23 protein-coding genes are annotated in these 20,367 nt (G+C 68.9%); 14 read left to right on the top strand and 9 right to left on the bottom strand.

The window, feature by feature from the left end:
- Nucleotides 1-37 precede the first annotated feature (37 nt).
- A complete protein-coding gene (locus F3087_RS14075) occupies nucleotides 38-259 on the top strand; it encodes a hypothetical protein (RefSeq protein WP_150402350.1) in 222 nt (73 codons plus the stop codon).
- A 9-nt stretch (nucleotides 260-268) separates the two neighbouring features.
- Here the strand turns inward: F3087_RS14075 and F3087_RS14070 are convergent, their stop codons facing one another.
- The 4 genes from F3087_RS14070 to F3087_RS14055 all read right to left on the bottom strand — a co-directional run bounded on the left by F3087_RS14070 (nucleotide 269) and on the right by F3087_RS14055 (nucleotide 4,886).
- Entirely contained in the window at nucleotides 269-1,465 is a 1,197-nt protein-coding gene (locus F3087_RS14070; protein WP_396897549.1) for an NADP-dependent malic enzyme, read from the bottom strand.
- A 440-nt stretch (nucleotides 1,466-1,905) separates the two neighbouring features.
- Nucleotides 1,906-3,672, bottom strand: coding sequence for an FAD-dependent oxidoreductase (locus tag F3087_RS14065; protein WP_150402349.1), 1,767 nt, complete (start codon nucleotides 3,670-3,672; stop codon nucleotides 1,906-1,908).
- Between the two features lie 96 nt (nucleotides 3,673-3,768).
- Nucleotides 3,769-4,035 (bottom strand): hypothetical protein, encoded by a 267-nt coding sequence (locus tag F3087_RS14060; RefSeq protein WP_150402348.1) that lies wholly within the window; start codon nucleotides 4,033-4,035, stop codon nucleotides 3,769-3,771.
- Nucleotides 4,032-4,886 carry a PHP domain-containing protein gene (locus F3087_RS14055; protein ID WP_150402347.1) on the bottom strand — a complete coding sequence of 285 codons (855 nt, stop codon included), beginning with the start codon at nucleotides 4,884-4,886 and terminating at the stop codon, nucleotides 4,032-4,034. Before F3087_RS14055 ends, F3087_RS14060 begins: the two co-directional genes overlap by 4 nt.
- A 61-nt stretch (nucleotides 4,887-4,947) precedes the next feature.
- Here F3087_RS14055 and F3087_RS14050 point away from each other — a divergent pair, with 61 nt between their 5' ends.
- Entirely contained in the window at nucleotides 4,948-6,024 is a 1,077-nt protein-coding gene (locus F3087_RS14050) for a magnesium and cobalt transport protein CorA (protein WP_150402346.1), read from the top strand.
- Nucleotides 6,025-6,030: 6 nt separating this feature from the next.
- Here F3087_RS14050 and F3087_RS14045 read toward each other — a convergent pair whose 3' ends face one another.
- From F3087_RS14045 to F3087_RS14035, 3 genes are read right to left on the bottom strand one after another with little or no spacing between them, the layout of a single operon-like run.
- Nucleotides 6,031-6,612 carry a suppressor of fused domain protein gene (locus F3087_RS14045; RefSeq protein ID WP_150402345.1) on the bottom strand — a complete coding sequence of 194 codons (582 nt, stop codon included), beginning with the start codon at nucleotides 6,610-6,612 and terminating at the stop codon, nucleotides 6,031-6,033.
- Nucleotides 6,613-6,615: 3 nt separating this feature from the next.
- A complete protein-coding gene (locus F3087_RS14040) occupies nucleotides 6,616-7,107 on the bottom strand; it encodes a general stress protein (RefSeq protein ID WP_150402344.1) in 492 nt (163 codons plus the stop codon).
- Between the two features lie 18 nt (nucleotides 7,108-7,125).
- Nucleotides 7,126-8,088: an HpcH/HpaI aldolase/citrate lyase family protein gene (locus tag F3087_RS14035; protein ID WP_150402343.1), complete on the bottom strand. Its 963-nt coding sequence runs from the start codon at nucleotides 8,086-8,088 to the stop codon at nucleotides 7,126-7,128.
- Nucleotides 8,089-8,139: 51 nt separating this feature from the next.
- Here F3087_RS14035 and F3087_RS14030 point away from each other — a divergent pair, with 51 nt between their 5' ends.
- The 9 genes from F3087_RS14030 (at nucleotide 8,140) to F3087_RS13990 (ending at nucleotide 15,828) form a co-directional block, all read left to right on the top strand.
- Nucleotides 8,140-9,426, top strand: coding sequence for a magnesium transporter MgtE N-terminal domain-containing protein (locus F3087_RS14030; RefSeq protein WP_150402342.1), 1,287 nt, complete (start codon nucleotides 8,140-8,142; stop codon nucleotides 9,424-9,426).
- Entirely contained in the window at nucleotides 9,419-9,982 is a 564-nt protein-coding gene (locus tag F3087_RS14025; protein WP_150402341.1) for a DUF1003 domain-containing protein, read from the top strand. Before F3087_RS14030 ends, F3087_RS14025 begins: the two co-directional genes overlap by 8 nt.
- Nucleotides 9,983-10,342: 360 nt before the next feature.
- Nucleotides 10,343-11,545 carry a lytic transglycosylase domain-containing protein gene (locus F3087_RS14020; RefSeq protein ID WP_317983920.1) on the top strand — a complete coding sequence of 401 codons (1,203 nt, stop codon included), beginning with the start codon at nucleotides 10,343-10,345 and terminating at the stop codon, nucleotides 11,543-11,545.
- Nucleotides 11,546-11,656: 111 nt separating this feature from the next.
- Nucleotides 11,657-12,520, top strand: coding sequence for a lytic transglycosylase domain-containing protein (locus tag F3087_RS14015; protein ID WP_150402339.1), 864 nt, complete (start codon nucleotides 11,657-11,659; stop codon nucleotides 12,518-12,520).
- Nucleotides 12,521-12,539: 19 nt separating this feature from the next.
- Nucleotides 12,540-13,676, top strand: a complete 1,137-nt coding sequence (locus F3087_RS14010) for an Mrp/NBP35 family ATP-binding protein (protein ID WP_150402338.1) — start codon at nucleotides 12,540-12,542, stop codon at nucleotides 13,674-13,676.
- Nucleotides 13,677-13,749: 73 nt separating this feature from the next.
- Nucleotides 13,750-14,070: a DivIVA domain-containing protein gene (locus F3087_RS14005; protein ID WP_150402337.1), complete on the top strand. Its 321-nt coding sequence runs from the start codon at nucleotides 13,750-13,752 to the stop codon at nucleotides 14,068-14,070.
- Nucleotides 14,067-14,675: a DNA-3-methyladenine glycosylase I gene (locus tag F3087_RS14000; protein WP_150402336.1), complete on the top strand. Its 609-nt coding sequence runs from the start codon at nucleotides 14,067-14,069 to the stop codon at nucleotides 14,673-14,675. Before F3087_RS14005 ends, F3087_RS14000 begins: the two co-directional genes overlap by 4 nt.
- A gap of 141 nt (nucleotides 14,676-14,816) precedes the next feature.
- On the top strand, nucleotides 14,817-14,984 hold the full coding sequence (locus tag F3087_RS13995) for a DUF3117 domain-containing protein (RefSeq protein ID WP_011211259.1): 168 nt from the start codon (nucleotides 14,817-14,819) through the stop codon (nucleotides 14,982-14,984).
- Nucleotides 14,971-15,828 (top strand): putative RNA methyltransferase, encoded by an 858-nt coding sequence (locus F3087_RS13990; RefSeq protein ID WP_223885062.1) that lies wholly within the window; start codon nucleotides 14,971-14,973, stop codon nucleotides 15,826-15,828. The genes F3087_RS13995 and F3087_RS13990 overlap by 14 nt, the downstream gene beginning before the upstream one ends.
- A gap of 66 nt (nucleotides 15,829-15,894) precedes the next feature.
- Here the strand turns inward: F3087_RS13990 and glgA are convergent, their stop codons facing one another.
- Complete coding sequence (glgA, locus tag F3087_RS13985; RefSeq protein WP_150402857.1) at nucleotides 15,895-17,052, bottom strand: glycogen synthase; 1,158 nt, start codon at nucleotides 17,050-17,052, stop codon at nucleotides 15,895-15,897.
- 138 nt (nucleotides 17,053-17,190) lie between these two features.
- Here glgA and glgC point away from each other — a divergent pair, with 138 nt between their 5' ends.
- Genes glgC through F3087_RS13970 form a run of 3 tightly spaced genes read left to right on the top strand, consistent with a single transcriptional unit; the run spans nucleotide 17,191 to nucleotide 20,136 of the window.
- Entirely contained in the window at nucleotides 17,191-18,405 is a 1,215-nt protein-coding gene (glgC, locus tag F3087_RS13980) for a glucose-1-phosphate adenylyltransferase (protein WP_150402335.1), read from the top strand.
- 45 nt (nucleotides 18,406-18,450) lie between these two features.
- The gene (locus F3087_RS13975) at nucleotides 18,451-18,951 is read left to right on the top strand and encodes a hypothetical protein (RefSeq protein WP_150402334.1); all 501 of its coding nucleotides are present in this window, start codon (nucleotides 18,451-18,453) and stop codon (nucleotides 18,949-18,951) included.
- Between the two features lie 21 nt (nucleotides 18,952-18,972).
- Complete coding sequence (locus F3087_RS13970; RefSeq protein WP_150402333.1) at nucleotides 18,973-20,136, top strand: MAB_1171c family putative transporter; 1,164 nt, start codon at nucleotides 18,973-18,975, stop codon at nucleotides 20,134-20,136.
- Here F3087_RS13970 and F3087_RS13965 read toward each other — a convergent pair.
- The gene (locus F3087_RS13965) at nucleotides 20,114-20,338 is read right to left on the bottom strand and encodes a hypothetical protein (protein ID WP_150402332.1); all 225 of its coding nucleotides are present in this window, start codon (nucleotides 20,336-20,338) and stop codon (nucleotides 20,114-20,116) included. The two genes, F3087_RS13970 and F3087_RS13965, sit on opposite strands and share 23 nt — an antisense overlap.
- Between the last annotated feature and the right edge of the window lie 29 nt (nucleotides 20,339-20,367).

Raw genomic sequence — 20,367 nt, 5'->3', positions numbered from 1 at the left:
CGCACGTTCGACGCCGGACCTGGCTAACGTCTGACCAGTGAGTATCAGGTTCATCGCCGGCTATGTGGCGCTCGTAGCGATATTGCTGTTCGCCTGGACGACCTACTCGGACAAGAATCCCTTGTTCGCGGCGGCGTTGATCTTCGCGCTGTGCGCGATGATCGCCATGAACGTCTGGATCCATCTGTCGCTGCGTAAGCACACGCCCAAGCGAAAGGCGCCCGGTCCCGAGCGGGACAAGGCGCCTTCCAGCAACTGAACTGACTTACTACGCAACGCCTTCGGCACGCGCGGCGGCCGCGACCGCCTCGGCGACCGCCGGGGCGACCCGCGGGTCCAGCGGGCTGGGCACGATCTTCTCCGGGCTGAGTTCGTCGGCGACCACGCTGAGAATCGCGTCGGCGGCGGCGATCTTCATGCCCTCGGTGATGCGGCGGGCGCCGGCGTCGAGCGCGCCCTTGAACACGCCGGGGAAGGCGAGCACGTTGTTGATCTGGTTCGGGAAGTCGCTGCGGCCGGTGGCGACGATCGCGGCGTACTTGCGCGCGACCTCGGGGTGGATCTCCGGGTCCGGGTTGGACATGGCGAACACGATCGACTCCGGCGCCATCGAGGCGATGAGCTCCTCGGCGATAAGGCCGGCCGACAGACCGAGGAAGACATCGGCGCCGTTGAGCGCCTCGGCGGCGCCGCCGACCAGCCCGCGCGGGTTGGTGCGGGTGGCCAGCTCGGCCTTCACGTCGTTGAGGTCGCTGCGCTCGCGGCTGATGATGCCCTTCGAGTCGAGCACGGTGACGTCCCGGACACCCGCGGCCAGCAGGATATTCGTGCACGCGACACCGGCCGCGCCGGCGCCGGACACGACGACCTTCATGCCGTCGGTCGAGCGACCCTGCACCTTGGCCGCGCCGTTGAGGGCGGCGAGCACCACGATGGCGGTGCCGTGCTGGTCGTCGTGCATGACCGGGCAGTCGAGCGCCTCGATGAGCCGGTTCTCCACCTCGAAGCAGCGCGGCGCCGAGATGTCCTCCAGGTTGACCGCGCCGAAGCTCGGGCGCAGGCGGATGATCGTCTCGACGATCTCGTCGACGTCCTTGGTGTCCAACACGATCGGGATCGAGTTGAGCCCGGCGAACTTCTTGAACAGCGCGGCCTTGCCCTCCATCACGGGCAGCGAGGCGCGCGGGCCGATGTCACCGAGGCCGAGCACGGCGGTGCCGTCGCTGACCACGACGACGAGGCGGTCGGTCCAGGTGTAGCGCTTGCAGAGCTCGGCGTCTTGCGCGATCGCCCGGCTGACCTGAGCGACGCCCGGGGTGTAGGCGATCGACAGGTCGCGCTGGGTTTCCAGCGGCGAGCTGAGTTCTACCGAGAGCTTGCCTCCGAGATGTCCCGCGAAAATCTCGTCGTGGGTGATTTCGGAAAGACTTGCAGTGGCATTCGGTGCGTCAGTCACAGGTGACACGATTTCACTCCTGCTCGGGCCGGACAAACCGGGGGACGGTTACCGCCGGGTATATAGGTATAAGGGTTTTCATTACGCTCATCGAGTGCGCTGACCGGTACGTTTCGCTGGTACGGCGGGTTACAAAAAAACCCGTAGCCGATTTCGCTGACGTGGCGCGGCACTGATCCGCGGAGCGGGAGCCGGACGGGTGGGTCCGGACAGAACATGCGGCGTGATCCTCGGGTCGCGACGGTGCGTCGCGAGGCGGAGATCTCCGTAACTCCAGTACCCGGCGGTGGCTTAGGTAAAGGAATCCGACATATTCTGCCAGCACGGTCCGCGACTTGCCAAACCGGTCGGGTTCCCGCTGTGTCGCGCGCCGGTATCCAGCCTAGAGCGGCGGAATTACCTGGCGGTAAGGGAAAACTCGCACGTGGCCGCGGCCGCGCGGTGAGTTGTCACATGGCGATGGGGTCGGCCGAGGTGAGGTGCGGGGCGGTGCCGTCCTCGTCCTCGGGCAGGATCGCCGGGGCATCCGGAACGGCCGCGGACCGCGCGCTCAGCACGCCAGGGTCGCGCAGGTGCGCGACGGCGGGGCCGCGTGCGTCGAGCACGAGCGTCTCGCGCCGGCCGCGCGGGAACGGTTCGCGCGCAGGCACCACCGAAATCTCGGTGGCCCCGACCACGCCCGCGTCCAACGCCGCGATTTCTCGCGCGTCCGGGCGCACCCAGACGTTGTCCAGGCCCCCTGACATCAATCGCACCCGCCAGTCCGCCTCGGCCCCAGGATGATCGGTGCGCCGATGCATGCCGCGGCTCTCGGTGCGGGCCAGCGCGCTGTATTTGGTCCACCGCGCCACGGCCAGCAGCGCCGCCGCCTGCCTGGCCCGCAAGCGATCCAATCCGGTGCCGCCGAGGTCGAATTCGGCGCCGGGCCACATCGCGTCGAGTTCGCCGATGCTGTCGACCAGGCTGCCCGCGCTGCGCCAGTAGCTGCGCCGCAGCGGCAACGTGTGTTCCTGCACGAGGCCGACCACGGCGCGCGGATCGATCCGCGCGACGGAGCTGAGTCCGGCGCCGGCCACCTCGCGGGTCGGGCTGCGCCGATCGGCGGTGCGCGCGTGCCTGGCCGCGCCGGCACCGGCCCACACGCCGGACGCGATGGCCCACGCGCCACCCTGACCACCGAAACCGCTGACCGCGCCGGTGATCGGTTCCCTGGTGGTCACGTCGCCCGCGCCGAAGAGTCCGCGGACCGTGGTCGCACAGTCCGGACCCGCTAGGCGCAGGCCGCCGGTGCCGCGCACGGTGCCCTCGAGCACGGCGCGCAGCGGCACCCGTCCGGTGCGGTCGACCAAGCCCTGCTCGATCAACCAGCCACGCATCGTGGCGGGCACATCGTCGAGTGCGGCGAATACCCGGCGGCCGTCGGCGATCGCGGCGAAGGCCGCGGCTCGGTGACCCTCCAGGATCGTGCCGGACTCGTCGTAGAGGGTGGCGAAATGCAATCCGAGGCCGGGCGCGGAATGCAGCGGCGCGGCGGGGCGCGGCACGTTCACCACGGGTGTCAGGCCGTACGCGCTGGAGAATTCCATGCCCGACAGTTGCGCGCCTGCCTCCGCGGCGAACAGCAGCCCGTCGCCGGTGTCCACGTCGGTGCCCGCGCCGCCGGACAGAAACGCGCAGCCGCCGGTGGCCACCACCACGGCGCCGGCCCGGACGGTCCACGCCTGGTACTGATTGTGCTGCTGCACCCCGGTCGCCCCGGCGACCTTGCCGTCGCGATCGATGAGCAGTTGCAGCGCGGGATGGTGATCGAGGATGCGCACGCCCGCGTTCAGCACGCTGCGGCGCATCCGGCGCAGATAGCTCGCGCCGTCGAGGTACACCCGCAGCGAGGAGCCGGGACCCGCGCCGGGAAACCGATAGCCCCAGCGGGCCAGCTGTTCGACCCGCAGGTGCGTCTCCTCCAGCACCCGGTGCATCCAGTCGGGGTCGCCGAGTCCGCCGCCGTTCGCGTAACCGCGGTGCACCGCCTCGTCCCTGGCCGGGCCGGGTGGGATGTTCCACAGCGAGGTGGTGCCGTGTGCGGTGGGGCCGCTGGTGCCGCATCTGGCCTTGTCGGCGAGCACGACCCGGGCTCCGGTGGCGGCGGCGGATACGGCTGCCCAGGTTCCGGCGGGGCCGCCGCCCAAAACCAGTACGTCCGTCTCGAGTTCCGCCACAAAGAGAAATGTTCGGCCACAATTCACGGAACCGCAACCATTAACCGAATATTTAGCGCTGCCGTATTCGATCCGTTGTCAGCGGAGTACCACCGATCAGCTCCACCACTGGGTCCAGAGCAATAATCCGGCGGCGATAAAAACAACCGCAGATCCGGAAAAGGCGGCGAAACCCCGACGCTTATCCGAATAAATCTGTGCCGCAACGGCAATCACCGCGGACACCGCGTGCCACGCCACCGATTCGGTGCCCGGCCCGGGGAACTCTCGCCGGGCCGCGACGACCGCGGTGCCGATGACGACGAGCGCCAGCGCCACCGTGCCCGCGGCGACGACGCCGCTGAAGCCGCGCAGCAGTTTCACGAGACGATCACCGGCACGCCGGTCGCCTTGCCCACCAGCACCTCGAATTGCGCGGGGTCGGTGGTGAACTGGCCGAGCTCGATGGTCTTGTTCGAGCCGTGGTAGTCCGACGAGCCGGTGGTGATCAGGCCGAGCTCGGCGGCCAGCTCCGCGAGCACGGCGCGATCGGCCGCCGAGTGGTCCGGATGGTCGAGCTCGAGTCCGCCGAGGCCGAGGGTGGCCAGCTCGCGGATGTCGTCCAGCGCGAGCAGCCGGCCGCGCTTGCGGGCCCGCGCGTGCGCGACCACGCTGACCCCGCCCGCGGTGGCGATCATCTCGACCGCGCGACGCAGCGGCGTGTCGGCCTTCTCCGCGTAATACGGCCCGTGCGGCGCGAGGAGTTCCTCGAACGCGGCATCGACACTCGGCACCACGCCCGCCGCGACGAGCGCCCTGGCCAGGTGCGGGCGGCCCGCGGACGGTCCGGCCGAGGCGAGCACCGCGTCGGGATCGATCGGCAGGCCGTCGGCCACCATCCGGTCGGCCATGGCCCGCACCCGCTGGATCCGTTCGGCGCGCAGCCGCTCGCGTTCGTCGGCGAAACTGCGGTCGGCCGGGTCGAAGAGATAGGCCAGCAGGTGCACCGGCACCGGCCAGCCGTCCTCGCCCATGCCGATGCAGGACATCTCCATGCCGCGGACCAGCGTCAACCCCTTCGGCAGCGCGTCGACCGCCTCGGTCCAGCCGGACGTGGTGTCGTGATCGGTGATCGCGACGACGTCCAAGCCGGCGGCGGCCGCGTTCCGGACCAGTTCGGCCGGACTGTCGGTGCCGTCGGACGCGGTGGAATGGGTATGCAAGTCGATGCGCACGCCCTCAGTCTTACAGTGCTCATGCCGAGAACCGCACCTCGCCGGGACGTAGCATCGCGGTGTGCCATCCATTCCCCCGCTGCCGTCGTTCCGCGGTTCGGGCCGTCCGGCCCGCGCGCTGCCGCGGATTCCGATCCCGACCGCGCGGGCGATCGTCGACTGCGGCGTGTACGTCGAAGGTCGGCGGCTGCCCGGCAGATTCACCCATCGGGACGCGCTCGCGGAGGTGCGCAACCGGGGCGCGGGTTTCGTCTGGGTGGGCCTGCACGACCCGGACGAGGCGCAGATGGCCGATATCGCCGAGACATTCGGGCTGCACGCGCTCGCCGCCGAGGACGCGGTCAAGGCGCATCAGCGCCCGAAGCTGGAACGCTACGACGACACCCTGATCCTGGTGATGCGGACGGTCGCCTACGTCGAGCACGAGATGCACAGCATCAGCGAGATCGTGGAGACCGGCGAGATCATGGTGTTCACCGCGCCGGACTTCGTGGTGTCCGTGCGGCACGGCGAGCATTCCGAATTGGCCTCGCTCCGTAAGGAATTGGAGGCCGATCCGGCGCAGCTGATGCTCGGCACCGGGGCGGTGCTGCACGCGATCGCCGACCACGTGGTGGATTCGTATATCGAAGTGACGCAGTCGATCGAGCTCGACATCGACGCGATGGAGGAAGAGGTCTTCACCCCGCGCAGCCGGGTCACCATCGAGTCGATCTATCAGCTCAAGCGCGAGGTGGTGGAGCTGCGGCGCGCGGTGAACCCGCTCGCGGTGCCGCTGCAGGTGCTCGGGCACAAGCCGGATGTCCCGCTGCCCAAGGAGATTCGGCGCTACATGCGCGACGTGGCCGACCATCACGCCGGGGTCGCCGAGCGGATCACCGACTTCGACGAGGCGCTGAGCGCGCTGATCAGCGCGGCGCTGGCCAAGGTCGGCGTGCAGCAGAACACCGACATGCGCAAGATCTCCGCCTGGGTCGCGATCGCCGCGGTGCCGACCATGATCGCGGGCATCTACGGCATGAACTTCACGCACATGCCGGGATTGGAAGCGACCTGGGGCTTTTGGCTGGTGATCGTGGTCACCCTGGGCATCTGCGTCGGCCTGTACGCCAACTTCCATCGCAACAACTGGCTGTAGCCCGAATTACAGGCTGGCCGCGCCGCGTTCGGGGTCGCGCACGTCGATTCCCGCCTCGGCCCAGGCATCTCGCAACGCCTGCGCCCCGCGCACCCGCACCCAGGCCGCCTCGGTGGCGGTCACCGGCGTGACCGCGAAGTAGCGCACCGGATCGGCCGGCGCGGGCAATACGACCTCGGGAATTCCGCTGTCTCCCAACAACACCGCGGTGAACGGCGCGCCGTGCCACATCTGCTCACCCAGGTCCATCAGCGCATCGGCTTGCAGCACAACGCCTTCCACCGCGGGCGCGGCGGCCAGCACGCCGAGCGTCTTGGCCAGCCCCGAGCTCGCGCCGGCCGAACCGCGCAACGTGAGCACCAGCTCCGCGCGCGGTCCCTGCACCGGATCGGCAAGCAGCGCAGTGGGATCGCCCATCGGATGCCGGGAACCACCCACCGTCGCGTAATGCACCAGGTCGCCGTCGACGATCCGCAGGATCTCGATCGGCTCCAACCCGAGGAACGTCACCGACGCCGAATCGACGCCGGTGGCCGGCACACCGAAATGGTCGAGCACACCGGTGCGGACCGTCGACAACACCTCCATGCGTCAGATGGCCAGCCGCGCAAGCATGTCCCGCGCCTGTTCCGCGGACTTCGGGTCGCACAGCACGTCGTAGCGCCCGGCCACCAACTGCATGGTGGAGGCGAAGTCGCGCTGCCCCTTGGTCGCCGCGTACGGGATCGAGGTGGAGATGACGCCGAAGATGATGCCGCCGACCAGGCCGACCAGCAGCGGGCCGAGCGCGCCGCTGGTGGTGAACAGGCTCAGCAGCAGACCGAGGAACAGGCCGAGCCAGGCTCCGCTCACCACGCCGCCGCCGATGACCTTGCCCCAGGTCAGCCGGTAGAGGACCCGTTCGACCTGCATGAGGTCGACGCCGACGATGGTCACGTCCTGCACCGGGAACTCGCCGTCGGCCAGGTAGTCGACCGCCTTCTGCGCCTCGGCGTAGGTGGGATAGGAGCCGACCGGCCAGCCGGACGGCGGCGTCGGCAGGGCCTGCCGTGCGCGATTCGAGTTCCCTAAGGGATTCGTCATGTCTCTATTCTGCTATTTCTACCGGTTATCCGGGGGTGTGAAACGCGTGGTGCGCGTCATTGCGGCCGCGCGGCCCTTTTCCGCGATCACCTGAGCCATTTTCGCGCTCGCCTCATCGATCATTTCCTCGCCCAGCATGACCGCGCCGCGCGCGCCGCCCTCGGCCGAGGTGTGGAAGGCGTACGCGTCCAGGATCAGCTCGGCCCGGTCGTAGTCGGACTGGCGCGGGCTGAAGATCTCGTTGGCGGCCTCGATCTGGCCGGGGTGCAGCACCCACTTGCCGTCGAAACCGAGTGCGGCGGTGCGCCCGGCGGCCCGGCGGAACCCGTCCAGGTCCCGAATCTGCAGGTACGGGCCGTCGATCGCGTGCAGGCCGTGCGCGCGGGCGGTGAGCAGGATGGTCATCAGGATGTGGTGATAGGCGTCGCCGGTGTCGTAGCCCTCCGGCTGCTCGCCGACCACCAGGGTGCGCATGTTGATGCTGGCCATGAAGTCGGCCGGGCCGAACACCAGCGCCTGCACGCGCGGGCTCGCGGTAGCGATCTCGTCGATGTTGCGCAGTCCCAACGCGTTCTCGATCTGCGGCTCGATGCCGATCCGGCCGACCTCGAGTCCGGTCGCCTTCTCCAGCTGGGTGAGCAGCAGATCCAGCGCGCGCACCTGGCCGGCGTCGGTCACCTTCGGCAGCAGGATGGCGTCCAGCGCGGTGCCCGCGCCCTCGACGATGGTGATCACGTCGGTGTAGGTCCACTGCGTGGTCCAGTCGTTCACCCGGACCACCCGTAACTGGGATCCCCAGTCGGAGTCGTTGAGTGCCGCCACGATATTCGCGCGCGCCTCCGCCTTGGCGTGCGGCGCGACCGCGTCCTCCAGATCGAGAAACACCTCGTCGACAGGTAGACCCTTGGCCTTTTCGATCATCTTCTTGCTGCTGCCCGGGCAGGCGAGCACCGAACGACGCGGCTTCAAGATCACTCCCATCGATCGTGGCGTGGTACTTACACCCGGCCGCGAACCTCTAGCCTGGCAAGCATGGCAGCTACCAGGGTGTACGTCGCCAGGCTGGCCGGCCTGGTGGTGCTGGGACCGGACGGCGAGTCTATCGGCCGGGTCCGTGACGTTGTGGTGGCCATCCGGTATGACCGCCAGCAGCCCCGTATCCACGGCCTCGTCGTGGAATTGCCCACCAGGCGGCGCATTTTCGTGCCGATCCTGCGGGTCACCGCGATCGAACCAGGCGTTGTGACATTGAACACCGGGACGGTCAGTCTGCGCCGGTTCAACCAGCGCCCCGGGGAGATGCTGGCGCTGGCGCAGATCGTGGATTCCTCGGTGCGCGTGGAGGATCCGGATCTGCCCGACCTGGCCGAGGTGGACGCCGTCGTGGTCGATCTCGGCATGGAGCAGACCCGCACCAGGGATTGGCGGGTCACCAAGGTCGCCGTACGCGGGCATCGCCGGATCGGGCGCAGGCGCACCGTGCACGTAGTGGATTGGATTCAGGTCTCGGGGCTGACGCCGAACGAGATCGACCGCCCCGGACAGGAAGTCACCCAGCTGCTCGAGCAGTTCGAGGGATTGCGCGCCGCCGACGTCGCACACCTGCTGCGCGAGCTGCCGGACAAGCGCCGCATCGAGGTGGCCGTCGCGCTCGACGACGAGCGGCTGGCCGACGTGGTGCAGGAATTGCCCGACGACGAGCAGGTCGAGTTGCTCAGTCATCTCGAGGTGCGCCGCGCCGCCGACGTGCTCGAGGCGATGGATCCCGACGATGCCGCCGATCTGCTCGGCGAACTGCCGGTCAACGAGGCGGAATCGCTGCTCGCGCTGATGGATCCGGAGGAGTCCGAACCGGTTCGCCGGCTGCTCGAGCATTCCCCGTACAGCGCGGGCGGCCTGATGACGCCGAAGCCGGTGATCCTCACCCCGGCCACCACGGTCGCCGAGGCCCTGGCCCGGGTGCGCAATCCCGATCTGACGCCGGCGCTGGCGTCCATGGTGTTCGTGGTCCGGCCACCGACCGCGACCCCCACCGGCCGGTATCTCGGGTCGGTGCATATCCAGCGGCTGCTGCGCGAGCCGCCGGCCCATCTGGTCGGCGGGATCCTCGACGCGGGTCTGGCTCCGCTGCGCCCCGACGTCCCGCTGGGTGCGGTGACCCGCTATTTCGCGACTTACAACCTGGTCTGCGGACCGGTCGTCGACGACGAGAACCATCTACTGGGGGCGGTCACCGTAGACGACGTGCTCGACCATTTGCTCCCCGATGACTGGCGCGATCAGGAAGAGCTGCACGAAGGGATAGCTGGACATGAGTGACAAGGGCGGCGGGGCGCGGCAGCGGCTGGAAACGCCGGTCGAGTCCCGCTTCCGCATCGATTGGGACGCCGACGCTCTCGCGCGCAGCAGCGAACGCGTCGCCCGATTCCTCGGTACCGGCCGCTACCTGGCCATTCAGACGATCATCGTGGTCGTCTGGATCGCGCTGAACGTATTCGTCATCGCCTTGCGCTGGGATCCATATCCGTTCATTCTGTTGAATCTGGCGTTCTCCACCCAGGCGGCCTACGCCGCGCCGTTGATCCTGCTCGCGCAGAACCGGCAGGACAACCGCGACCGGGTCTCGCTGGAGGAGGACCGGATGCGGGCCGCCCAGACCAAGGCGGACACCGAGTTCCTCGCCCGCGAACTCGCAGCGTTGCGGATCGCGGTCGGCGAAGTCGCGACTCGCGACTATTTGCGCAGGGAATTGGAGGAGATGAAGGAGATACTCGATCGGATCGAGGGTGCCGGCCCAGCCAAGCCGCGACGCAAGAAGAGTTCCGGCCAAAAGCAGGCCCCAGCCCCGGTTTCACCGCCTGTTGCTGACGATTGACCGGAAATACCAAACAACTACCTGACTGGTGGGTAACCTGGACAGCGTTGTCCCGAGCGGCGCCCGGGAGGGGATGTCCCAGATGGCCGCTCACACGACGTAGAGGATTGGTGTGGCTGAATGCGTATATCTGCTCCGATAACCGTCTCGGCCCTGGTCGTAGCCGGTCTGGTCGCCTCAGGCTCAGCCTCCGATCCCACAACTTCCGCCGGTGCACCCACCGCACCTGAGGCTTTGCTGGCCGCATCCACGAATCCCGCCGGATCCGCGGACAGCTCGGCCAAGTCGAGCGAGACCGGACTGTCTAAGACAGTTGGATTGCTACCGGTGACCCAGGACTCGCCCCGCAAACTCCGGGCAATGACCCCGTCCGACGGCACACCGCCGTTTGCCGGCCGAGTGCCGTTGCAGGAGATCTCGCTGCCGCTGATCGGCGGCGCGCTCGGCATCCCGGAGGTCGTGCTCGCCGCGTATCGCAACGCCGAACTCGCGCTGGAGTCCTCCACGCCGGGCTGCGGGTTGTCCTGGAGTCTGCTGGCCGGCATCGGCCGCATCGAATCCGGGCACGCGGGCGGCGGCCGCACCGACGCCGCGGGCACCACGGTCTCCCCCATCTACGGCCCCGCGCTGGACGGCACGCTGCCCGGCAACGAGGTAATCAAGGCCGCCAGCGGCGGTTACGTGCGCGCGGTCGGGCCGATGCAGTTCCTGCCCAGCACCTGGGACCACTACGCGGCCGACGGTAACGGCGACGGCGTCGCCGATCCGAACAATGTCTTCGACGCCGCGCTCGCCGCGGGCAAGTACCTCTGCTCGGGCGGCCTGAACCTGCGCGATCAGGCGCAGGAACTCCAGGCCGTGCTGCGCTACAACAACTCCACGGCCTACGCGGCCAACGTGCTCAGCTGGGCCGCGGCCTACCGCACCGGCGGCGCGCCGACCCAGGTCACCATCTCCCCCGAGCTGATCCCGCCCGGCAGCGCAGCGCCCGCGCAGATCCCGGACATGACCGCGGTGACCTACACCAACAGCACGCCGACCACGACGGCCCCCGCGGCGCCGCAGACCACCACGCCGACGCCGACGCCGACCGAGGTGATGATCACCATCCCCGGCCTGCCGCCGATCCCGTGTGGCATCTTCTGCCCGCCGCCGCCGAAGCCGCTCAATCCCTGTGAACCTGCGGTCATTCCGGCCCCCATGCCGCAGCCCGGCGAGCTCGCGGAGCCCGCCGCGGTGCCCGGCGCGCCTGCCCAGACCTTCGGCGCCGGCGTGGCCCCGAAGGATCCCGCGGTGGCCGACGCGAAGGATCCGGCGCGCCCGGATCAGCCGCCCGTCGCACCGGTCTGCACGCCGCCGGACGCCGCCCAGCAGCAGGCGCAGCCGCCGCAACCGCCCGCGCCCGGCCAGCAGGCCGTACAGACGCCGGAAGCGACCCCGGAGGCCCCGCCGACGGTCTCGGTCGAGCCGACCCCGTCCGCGGAGGCCGCGCCGACCCAGCAGCCGGGCATCACGTTGCCGTTCGGCATCGTGATTCCGCTGCCGCCCGCCCCCCAGGGCTGACGCCACACTCGAAGTAGGTCACGAAGCAGTAACAAAAAGGTCTCGGGTGCGGTAGTCTCCTCTTCGTCAGATCACGAAGGGCTCATCGAGCCGTTGGAGGGTCACCGCACAGTGGGGCGTCACCGAAAGCAACCAGCTGTCACCGTTAAACGCAGCTCGGTTATCGCATTGACCGGATTGGTTCCCGCTGGACTGATGGCATGTACTGCCGCGTCCAACGTGGGACACGGGACCACCGCGAACGCGGTGGAACAGCACCTTCCGGCGAACGATCAAGGCGAACTGGGCGCCAAGCCCGCAGCCCTGATGACGGATCCGGGCGCGACGACGGAATTCGTCGCCAACAAGATGGCCAAGCCGAGCGGACCGCCGGTGGTGAAAAGCGTTGCGCTGGCCGACAACCGGCAGCTCGCCGCGCTGCCCGCCGGGCCGATGGGCGTGCCCGGCATCGCGGTCGCGGCGTATGAGAACGCCGAGCGCATCCTCGCCGAGGAGAACCCCACCTGCCACATGCCGTGGTCGATGCTCGCCGGAATCGGCCGCGTCGAGTCCACCCACGCGTACGGCAAGGCCGACGCCGACGGCAACCCGATCAACGCGGTCTACGGCCCGGTGCTCGACGGAAGCCTCTACGGCAACAACATCGTTCGCGACACCGACGGCGGCGAGCTGGACGGCCTGGCCGGATACGACCGGGCGATCGGCCCGATGCAGTTCCTGCCGCAGACCTGGAAGCGATACGCCGCCGACGGCAACGGCGACGGCATCGCCGACCCGCAGAACCTGTACGACGCGGCCCTGACCGCCGGAAAGTACCTGTGCGACGGCGGTTTGAACATGCGCGACCTCGCCCAGCAGTCCAAGGCGATCCTGCGCTACAACAACTCGATGGCCTACGTCGCGAACGTCATGGCCTGGGAGACCTCCTACAGCAGCGGCGTCGCACCACGGGCCGGGGACCTGCCCAGAATTTGACACGCCTAAAATTCCTGCCATGCCAGTAGTTACGGAATCGGATGTGCGGGGCGCGCTCGCGAAGGTCGACGATCCGGAGATCCGCAAGCCGATCACCGAACTGGGCATGGTGAAGAGCATTGCGATCGCCCCGGACAGCAACGTCCACATCGAGATCTACCTGACCACCGCGGGCTGCCCGCTGCGCACCGAGATCATCCAGCGGGTCACCAAGGCGGTCGCGGACGTGTCCGGGGTCGGCGCGGTCACCGTCGACCTCGACGTGATGAACGACGAGCAGCGCACCAACCTGCGCAAGCAGCTGCGCGGCGACTCGGCCGACCCGGTCATCCCGTTCGCCCAGCCCGGCTCGCTGACCCGGGTGTACGCGGTCGCGTCCGGCAAGGGCGGCGTCGGAAAATCCAGCGTCACCGTCAATCTCGCCGCCGCCCTGGCCGCGCGCGGGCTCTCGGTCGGCGTCCTGGACGCCGACATCTACGGCCACTCGATCCCGCGCATGCTCGGCACCGACGCCCGGCCGACCCAGGTCGAGAAGATGATCATGCCGCCGCAGGCGCACGGCGTGAAGATGATCTCCATCGCGCAGTTCACCCAGGGCAATACCCCGGTGGTGTGGCGCGGCCCGATGCTGCACCGGGCGCTGCAACAGTTCCTCGCCGACGTGTTCTGGGGCGACCTGGACGTGCTGCTGCTCGACCTGCCGCCCGGCACCGGCGACATCGCCATCTCGATCGCCCAGCTGATCCCCGGCGCGGAGATCCTGGTCGTCACCACCCCGCAGATCGCCGCCGCCGAGGTGGCCGAGCGAGCGGGCGCCATCGCGTTGCAGACCCGGCAGCGGATCGCCGGCGTGGTGGAGAACATGTCCTGGCTCGACCTGCCCGACGGCAGCCGGATGGAGCTCTACGGTTCCGGCGGCGGACAGGTGGTCGCCGATCGCCTCACCCGCGCGGTAGGCGCCGACGTACCGCTGCTCGGTCAGGTGCCGATCGAGCAGGCCGTACGCGAGGCGGGCGACGACGGCGTACCGATCGTCCTGAGCGCCCCGGACTCCGCCGCGGGCAAGGCGCTGCTCGACATCGCCGACAAGCTGGCCGTCCGCCGCCGCGGGCTGGCGGGCATGTCGTTGAACATCGACACCACGCGCCACGGGTAGTCCGAACTCGACGACCGATTGCCGCGTGGACGTTGTTCGCCCGGTGTCGGTGGGTGGCAATAAGCTCGGGGGCATGCTCACGTTGCTGCTGTACGTGCTGATCGTCGGTCTGGTCGCCGCGGTGCTGTTCCTGCTCGCCAGTGCGGTATTCGGCCGGGCCGAGGAGCTCGGGCCGCTGCCGGAGGGGACCACGGCGACCGTGCTGCCCGCCGAGGGGATCGCCGGCGCCGATGTCCGGGCGCTGCGGTTCCAGCAGGTGGTGCGCGGTTACAAGGCGTCCGAGGTGGACTGGACGCTGGCCCGCCTCGCCGCCCGGATCGACGAGCTACAGCATCAACTGGCCGAGGCGCAGGCCGCGCGCTGGCAGACCCCCGTCGCGCCGGAATCCAAATGAGCCCGGCCGCGCTGACCGTCGCCGAGGACGACGGCCGGATCCGCTGCGCCTGGCCGCTGGAGACCCAGTTGTATCGGGACTACCACGACTTCGAGTGGGGAAAGCCGGTGCACGGCGACGACGCCCTCTTCGAACGGCTGTGCCTGGAGGCCTTCCAGTCCGGCCTGTCCTGGATCACCATCCTGCGCAAGCGGCCCGCGTTCCGGGAGGCATTTGCCGGGTTCTCGATCGAGCGGGTGGCCGAGTTCGGCGACGCTGATGTGGCGCGCCTGCTCGCCGACCAGGGCATCGTGCGGAACCGGCTGAAAATCGACGCGGCGATCAGCAACGCCCGGGTTGCTCGGGAGCTCGATATCGGACTGGACGCACTGCTCTGGTCGTTCGCGCCGGACCCCCGACCGCGCCCGCGAACCGGCGCCGACGTACCCGCCAGCACACCCGAATCCGTAGCTCTGGCAAAAGAATTGAAGCGCCGCGGGTTCCGTTTCGTGGGGCCGACCACGGCCTACGCCATGATGCAGGCGACCGGGATGGTAGACGATCACCTGGCCGATTGCTGGGTCGGTAGTGACGTGTCCGACACAGTCCGACCGGTCACTTTTTGAACTCAGGTATCCGTCCACATCCGCGATAGGGAAGAATGGGACAGGTGTAGCTCGCCAAATGCCGGCGAGCTCGCTGGTTGGTGACAACTGGAGTTCCAAGAAAGTGCGCAGCATATCGCGCAGATCTGGAGGGAGCAGAGGATGGCGGCCATGAAGCCCCGTACCGGGGACGGTCCCCTCGAGGCAACCAAGGAAGGGCGTGGAATCGTCATGCGGGTTCCACTCGAGGGTGGCGGGCGTTTGGTCGTCGAACTCACGCCGGACGAGGCCGCGGCGCTCGGCGACGAACTGAAGAGTGTCACCAGCTGATACCTCGGCGCTGGCCGCTGTGGCCGGTCTGCTGGCTTGCCCGGAATGCGCGCTCGGACTCGAGCCGCGTGATCGGGTACTGCGCTGTGGACACGGGCACAGTTTCGACATCGCCAAGCAGGGCTATGTCAGCCTGCTGACCGGCGCGTCGACCAAAATGACCGGTGACACCGCGGCCATGCTGGACGCGCGTGCCACCTTTCAAGGTGGGGGACATTTCGCACCGATCGCCACCGCGGTGGCAGCGGCGGTCGGGCCGGGCGAGCATGCGTCCGGCACCGTACTGGAGGTGGGCGCGGGCACCGGCTATTACCTGGCCGGTGCGCTCGACGCCGCACCTGCTACTTCGGGCATCGCACTGGACGTGGCCAAACCGGCCGCCAAGCGCTGTGCCCGCGCTCATCCACGGGCGGCCTCGGTGCTGGCCGACGCCTGGCGTGGGCTGCCCGTCCGGGACGGCACCCTGTGCGCCGTGCTCTCGGTGTTCGCGCCGCGCAATCCGGGTGAGGTCGCGCGCGTGCTCGCCGCGGACGGCAGATTCGTCGTCGTCACCCCGACCGAACGTCACCTGCGCGAATTGATCGGCCCGCTCGGCATGGTCACCGTCGACCCGGACAAGGATCGCCGGCTCGACACGGCCATGTCCGGCCACTTCACCGCGGTCGATCGCGTACTGGTCGAGTATCCGATGAAACTCACCCAGGCCGACGTGGCGAACGTCGTCGGCATGGGTCCCTCCGCCCACCACACGACCACCCGCATCCCGAACCTCCAGGACACCACCGAGGTCACCGCCTCGGTCCTGATCTCCACCTACCGCCCGGCCGAAGGCGCCCCTCGGTAGCTCAGACCCGCCGAAGGTCGCCTTCGGTCGATCCGGTGGCTCCGACTGCGGGCCCAGGCGCAAGCCTCAGGACTTGCGGACCTGCTCGTAGACCCCGACGGTCTGCTCGGCGATCTTGGACCAATCGAAGTCCGCGATCGCTCGCGCCCGCCCGGCCGCACCGAACTCGGCGGCCAGCACGGGATCGCCGGCCACTTCGTTGATCGCCACGGCCAGCGCCCGCTCGTATTCTTCGGTCGCGCTCGGGTCGTAGTGCACCAGCCGCCCGGTGCCGCCGTCGACGACCACCTCCGGGATGCCGCCGACGTCCGAGGCGACCACCGCGGTCGCGCACGCCATCGCCTCGAGATTCACGATCCCGAGCGGCTCGTACACCGACGGGCAGACGAACACCGTCGCGGCGGCCAGGATCTGCCGGATCTGCTCGGTCGGCAGCATCTCCCGCACCCAGAACACATTGCCCCGGCTGCGCTGCAACTCCTCGACCGCGGCGGCCGTCTCGGCCTCCAGCTCCTTGGTGTCCGGCGCGCCCGCGCACAGCACCAGCTGAATGTCCGGGTCGAAGTCGCGGGCCGCGGCGAGCAGATGCCCGACGCCCTTCTGCCGGGTTATCCGCCCGACGAACGCCACCATCGGCCGGTCCGTGCGCACCCCGAGCACGGCCAGTACCGGCCGCGCGCCCGCCGCCACCGGTCCCGGGTACCAGACGCCCGCGTCGATGCCGTTGTGCACGACGTGCACCCGGTCCGGGTCGACCGCGGGGTAGGCGTCGAGCACGTCGTGGCGCATGCCCTCGCTCACCGCGATGATCGCGTCCGCGTGCTCGACCGCGTTGCGTTCCGACCAGGAGGACAGCCGATACCCGCCGCCGAGCTGTTCGGCCTTCCACGGCCGGCGTGGCTCCAGCGAATGCGCGGTGAGTACGTGCGGGATGCCGTAGAGCGTGGCCGCGAGGTGCCCGGCCAGGCCGGTGTACCAGGTATGGGAATGCACGACGTCCACCTGTCCGGCGGCGTCGGCCATGCGCAGCTGCGCGGACATCATCTGCAACGCGGCGTTGGCGGCGTAGAGCTGCGGATCGGGTTGGTGCACTACGGCATCGGTGCGCGCGACACCCATGCAATGCACGGTGACCTCGCACAGTCGCCGCAGCTGCGCGGTCAATTGCGTCACATGTACCCCGGCCCCGCCGTATACCTCGGGTGGGTACTCACGGGTCAGCATCGCGACCCGAAGCCGGTCCTGCGCGCCGGAATCCGCCGTCGAGCGCCCGGTGTCCGTGCCGAAACTCACCAGGTTCAAAGTAGACGTTCACCTCCGCTGGGGCCACTCGCGCGCCGGTTACCCGGTAGTTTGACAGGTGTGAGGAGCCAGCCGCACGTACTCGGGATCGTGCTCGCCGGTGGCGAGGGCAAGCGACTCTTTCCACTCACGGCGGACCGTGCCAAACCAGCGGTGCCATTCGGCGGCGCGTATCGACTGATCGATTTCGTCCTCAGCAACCTGGTCAACGCGGGTTTCCTGCGCCTGTGCGTACTGACGCAGTACAAGTCGCACTCGCTGGATCGCCATATCTCGCAGACCTGGCGGCTGTCCGGTTTCGGGGGCGAATACATCACCCCGGTGCCCGCGCAGCAGCGCCTCGGCCCGCGCTGGTACACCGGCAGCGCCGACGCGATCATGCAGTCGCTGAACCTGATCTACGACGAAGACCCCGACTACATCGTGGTTTTCGGCGCCGATCACGTGTACCGGATGGATCCGGAACAGATGGTCAACCATCACATCGAGTCCGGCGCGGGCGTGACCGTCGCTGGGATCCGGGTGCCGCGCAGCGAGGCCAGCGCGTTCGGCTGCATCGACTCCGACGAGTCCGGCCTGATCACCCAGTTCCTGGAGAAGCCGGCGCATCCGCCCGGCACGCCCGATGATCCCAATGTCACTTTTGCGTCAATGGGCAACTACGTCTTCACCACCAAGGTGCTGGTGGACTCGATCAAGGCGGACGCGGACAACTCCGACTCCGATCACGACATGGGCGGCGACATCATTCCGTCGCTGGTGGCCGCGGGGCAGGCCGGCGTCTACGACTTCGCCGACAACGAGGTGCCCGGCGCGACCGAACGCGACCGCGGCTACTGGCGCGACGTCGGCACCATCGACGCCTTCTACGACGCGCACATGGACCTGGTCTCGGTGCACCCGGTGTTCAACCTCTACAACCGGCACTGGCCGATTCGCGGCGCCGCGGAGAACCTGCCGCCGGCCAAGTTCGCCCAGGGCGGGCTGGCGCAGGAGTGCATCGTCGGCGCGGGCAGCATCCTGTCCGCCGCCACGGTCCGCAATTCGGTGCTCAGTTCGAATGTGGTGATCGACGACGGCGCGACCGTCGAGGGCAGCGTGCTGATGCCCGGCGTGCGGATCGGCCGGGGCGCGGTGGTGCGCCGGGCCATTCTGGACAAGAACGTCGTGGTCGGCGAGGGCGAGATCATCGGGGTCGACCTGGAGCGCGACCGCGAGCGGTTCGCGGTCAGCAATGGCGGTGTGGTCACCGTCGGCAAGGGTGTCTGGGTGTAGCGAAGCATTGGACAGCACGGGCGTTCCGGCCGCAAGATTGGTCCCATGATCAGGCGCGCGCAGTCCGATCCCGCGCTGGAACAGGTTCGTGCCCTCGCCGCGTCGCTCGACATTCCACGGCCGTGGCAGCTGGCGAAGTTCGTCGATCACGTCGCGACGCGGCTCGGCAAGCCGATCCTGCTGCTGCCCCAACCCGAGTTGACCGCCAAGGGATTTCCCTGCGGGGTGGTCATCGAACGCCCGGACAGCTTCGCCGTCGCCTATGACGCGGCGAGCTCGGGTTATCACACCGACCACATCGTGTTGCACGAGCTCGCGCACCTGCTGCTCGATCACGCGGGCTACGTCTCCCCGGCCGCGCACCTGCGCACGCTGCGGCAGCTGTTCACCGAAATCGACACCGAGATCGTGCTGCGCGTGCTGGCCCGCACTGACTACGACGACATCCTGGAAAGCCAGGCAGAACTGTTCGCCTCCCTGGTGATGTCCGAAACCGACGCGCCCCGTTCGGGTTCCGTGCTCGGCCGCGCGATCTTCCACCACTGACGATCCGGGGAATCCGCCCTGATGCTGCCGACCGCCGTCACCTTGCCGATCACAGTGGCCGCCTGGCTGCTGCTGATCATCCGGCTGCCCTGGTTCCGCACCACGCTCATCGAGCGGCGCTTGAACATGCTGATCGCCCTGGTGACCGAGATCCTCACGACACACGAGCCGATGCTGCGCGCTCAGCTCAGCGCGCTCACCGGCGGCCGCCTGAGCCCCGGATTGATCTACCAGCTCGGGGCCATCGGATTCGTGTTCACCACGGCGACCAGCCTGCTGCTCGCGGGCGTGATGCTCGGCCGTTCGCCGTCGGCGGTCGCGGTCTACGGGCTGGCCGGCACGTCCTGCGCGGTGGCGCTGCTCTGTAGTGGACCGGCGCAGGGGCCGAGTCCGGACACCATGTACACCCAACCCGGCTGGGGACCGTTCGGCTTCTGGCTGGCGCTGGCGCCGATGTCCTACTGGATGGTCTTCTACTTCGGCCGGGTGTGCCTGGCCGAGATGCGCGAACAGAGCGATCGCCGCGAGCGGACCCTGCACGCGATGGTGCTGGCCACCGGCGGCACCGTCTTCCTGATGTTCAGCCTGACCCTGGTCAGCGCGGGGCTGCGGTCGTTCGGGCACGAAAGCTGGCTGACCCGAGCGCAGGTCGTCATCGACAACAACGCCATCTTCGTCCAGGGGCTGCCGTTCCTCGGCATCGGCGCGGTGCCGGTGTTCGCCCGGCTGATCAACGCGACCGAACTCGACGTCTGGTCGCGTCGCCGAAAGCGGTTGCTGCCGTTGTGGTTCGACCTCACCGCGGCCTGTCCCGAGATCGTGCATCGCACGTCGAACCCGGACGCCGCGCACCGTAACCGATATGCCCTGCACCGCACCGTCATCGAGATCCGGGACAGCGTGCTCATCCTGGCCCGGTACGCCACGCCCACACCGGCGGACCTTCAGTCGGAGATCGCCACGGCAGGCCAGGAACGTGAAGCGCTGGACCTCGCGGTGCGCCTGGTGCGCGCCTGCGCCGCCAAAACCCGTGGCGATTCGCCGGCGGGCACCGGCTCGTTGCGCCATTGTGCCGGTGACAATCTGGCGGAGGAAGCCGCCGAGCTGGCCGCCATCGCGGCGCAGTGGCCACGGGCGCGCGCCCTGGTGGACGCGGCGGCGATCAGAACCGCGGCGCGGGCGTAGCCGGGCAGAACGGCGCGCAGGGGCCGGGCGTGCGCGGCACCGTGGATTTCGACGGCTGACCGAAGTCGGCCGTGCTGACCAGGTAAACCACCAGCACAGCGGCGACCAGGACCAGGGCGAACGCGACCATCGCGCCGCCCCAGTGAATCTGCGGCCGGCCGTCGTCATCGTTGTTGCTGTTGTTCAGGATGTAGTAGAGCACTCGGCTCGCACCTCTTCCGCATGCCCGTT

The sequence above is a fragment of the Nocardia colli genome, assembly GCF_008704205.1.
Taxonomy (GTDB): Bacteria; Actinomycetota; Actinomycetes; order Mycobacteriales; family Mycobacteriaceae; genus Nocardia; species Nocardia colli.
This window is presented reverse-complemented; position numbering and strand designations above follow the sequence as displayed.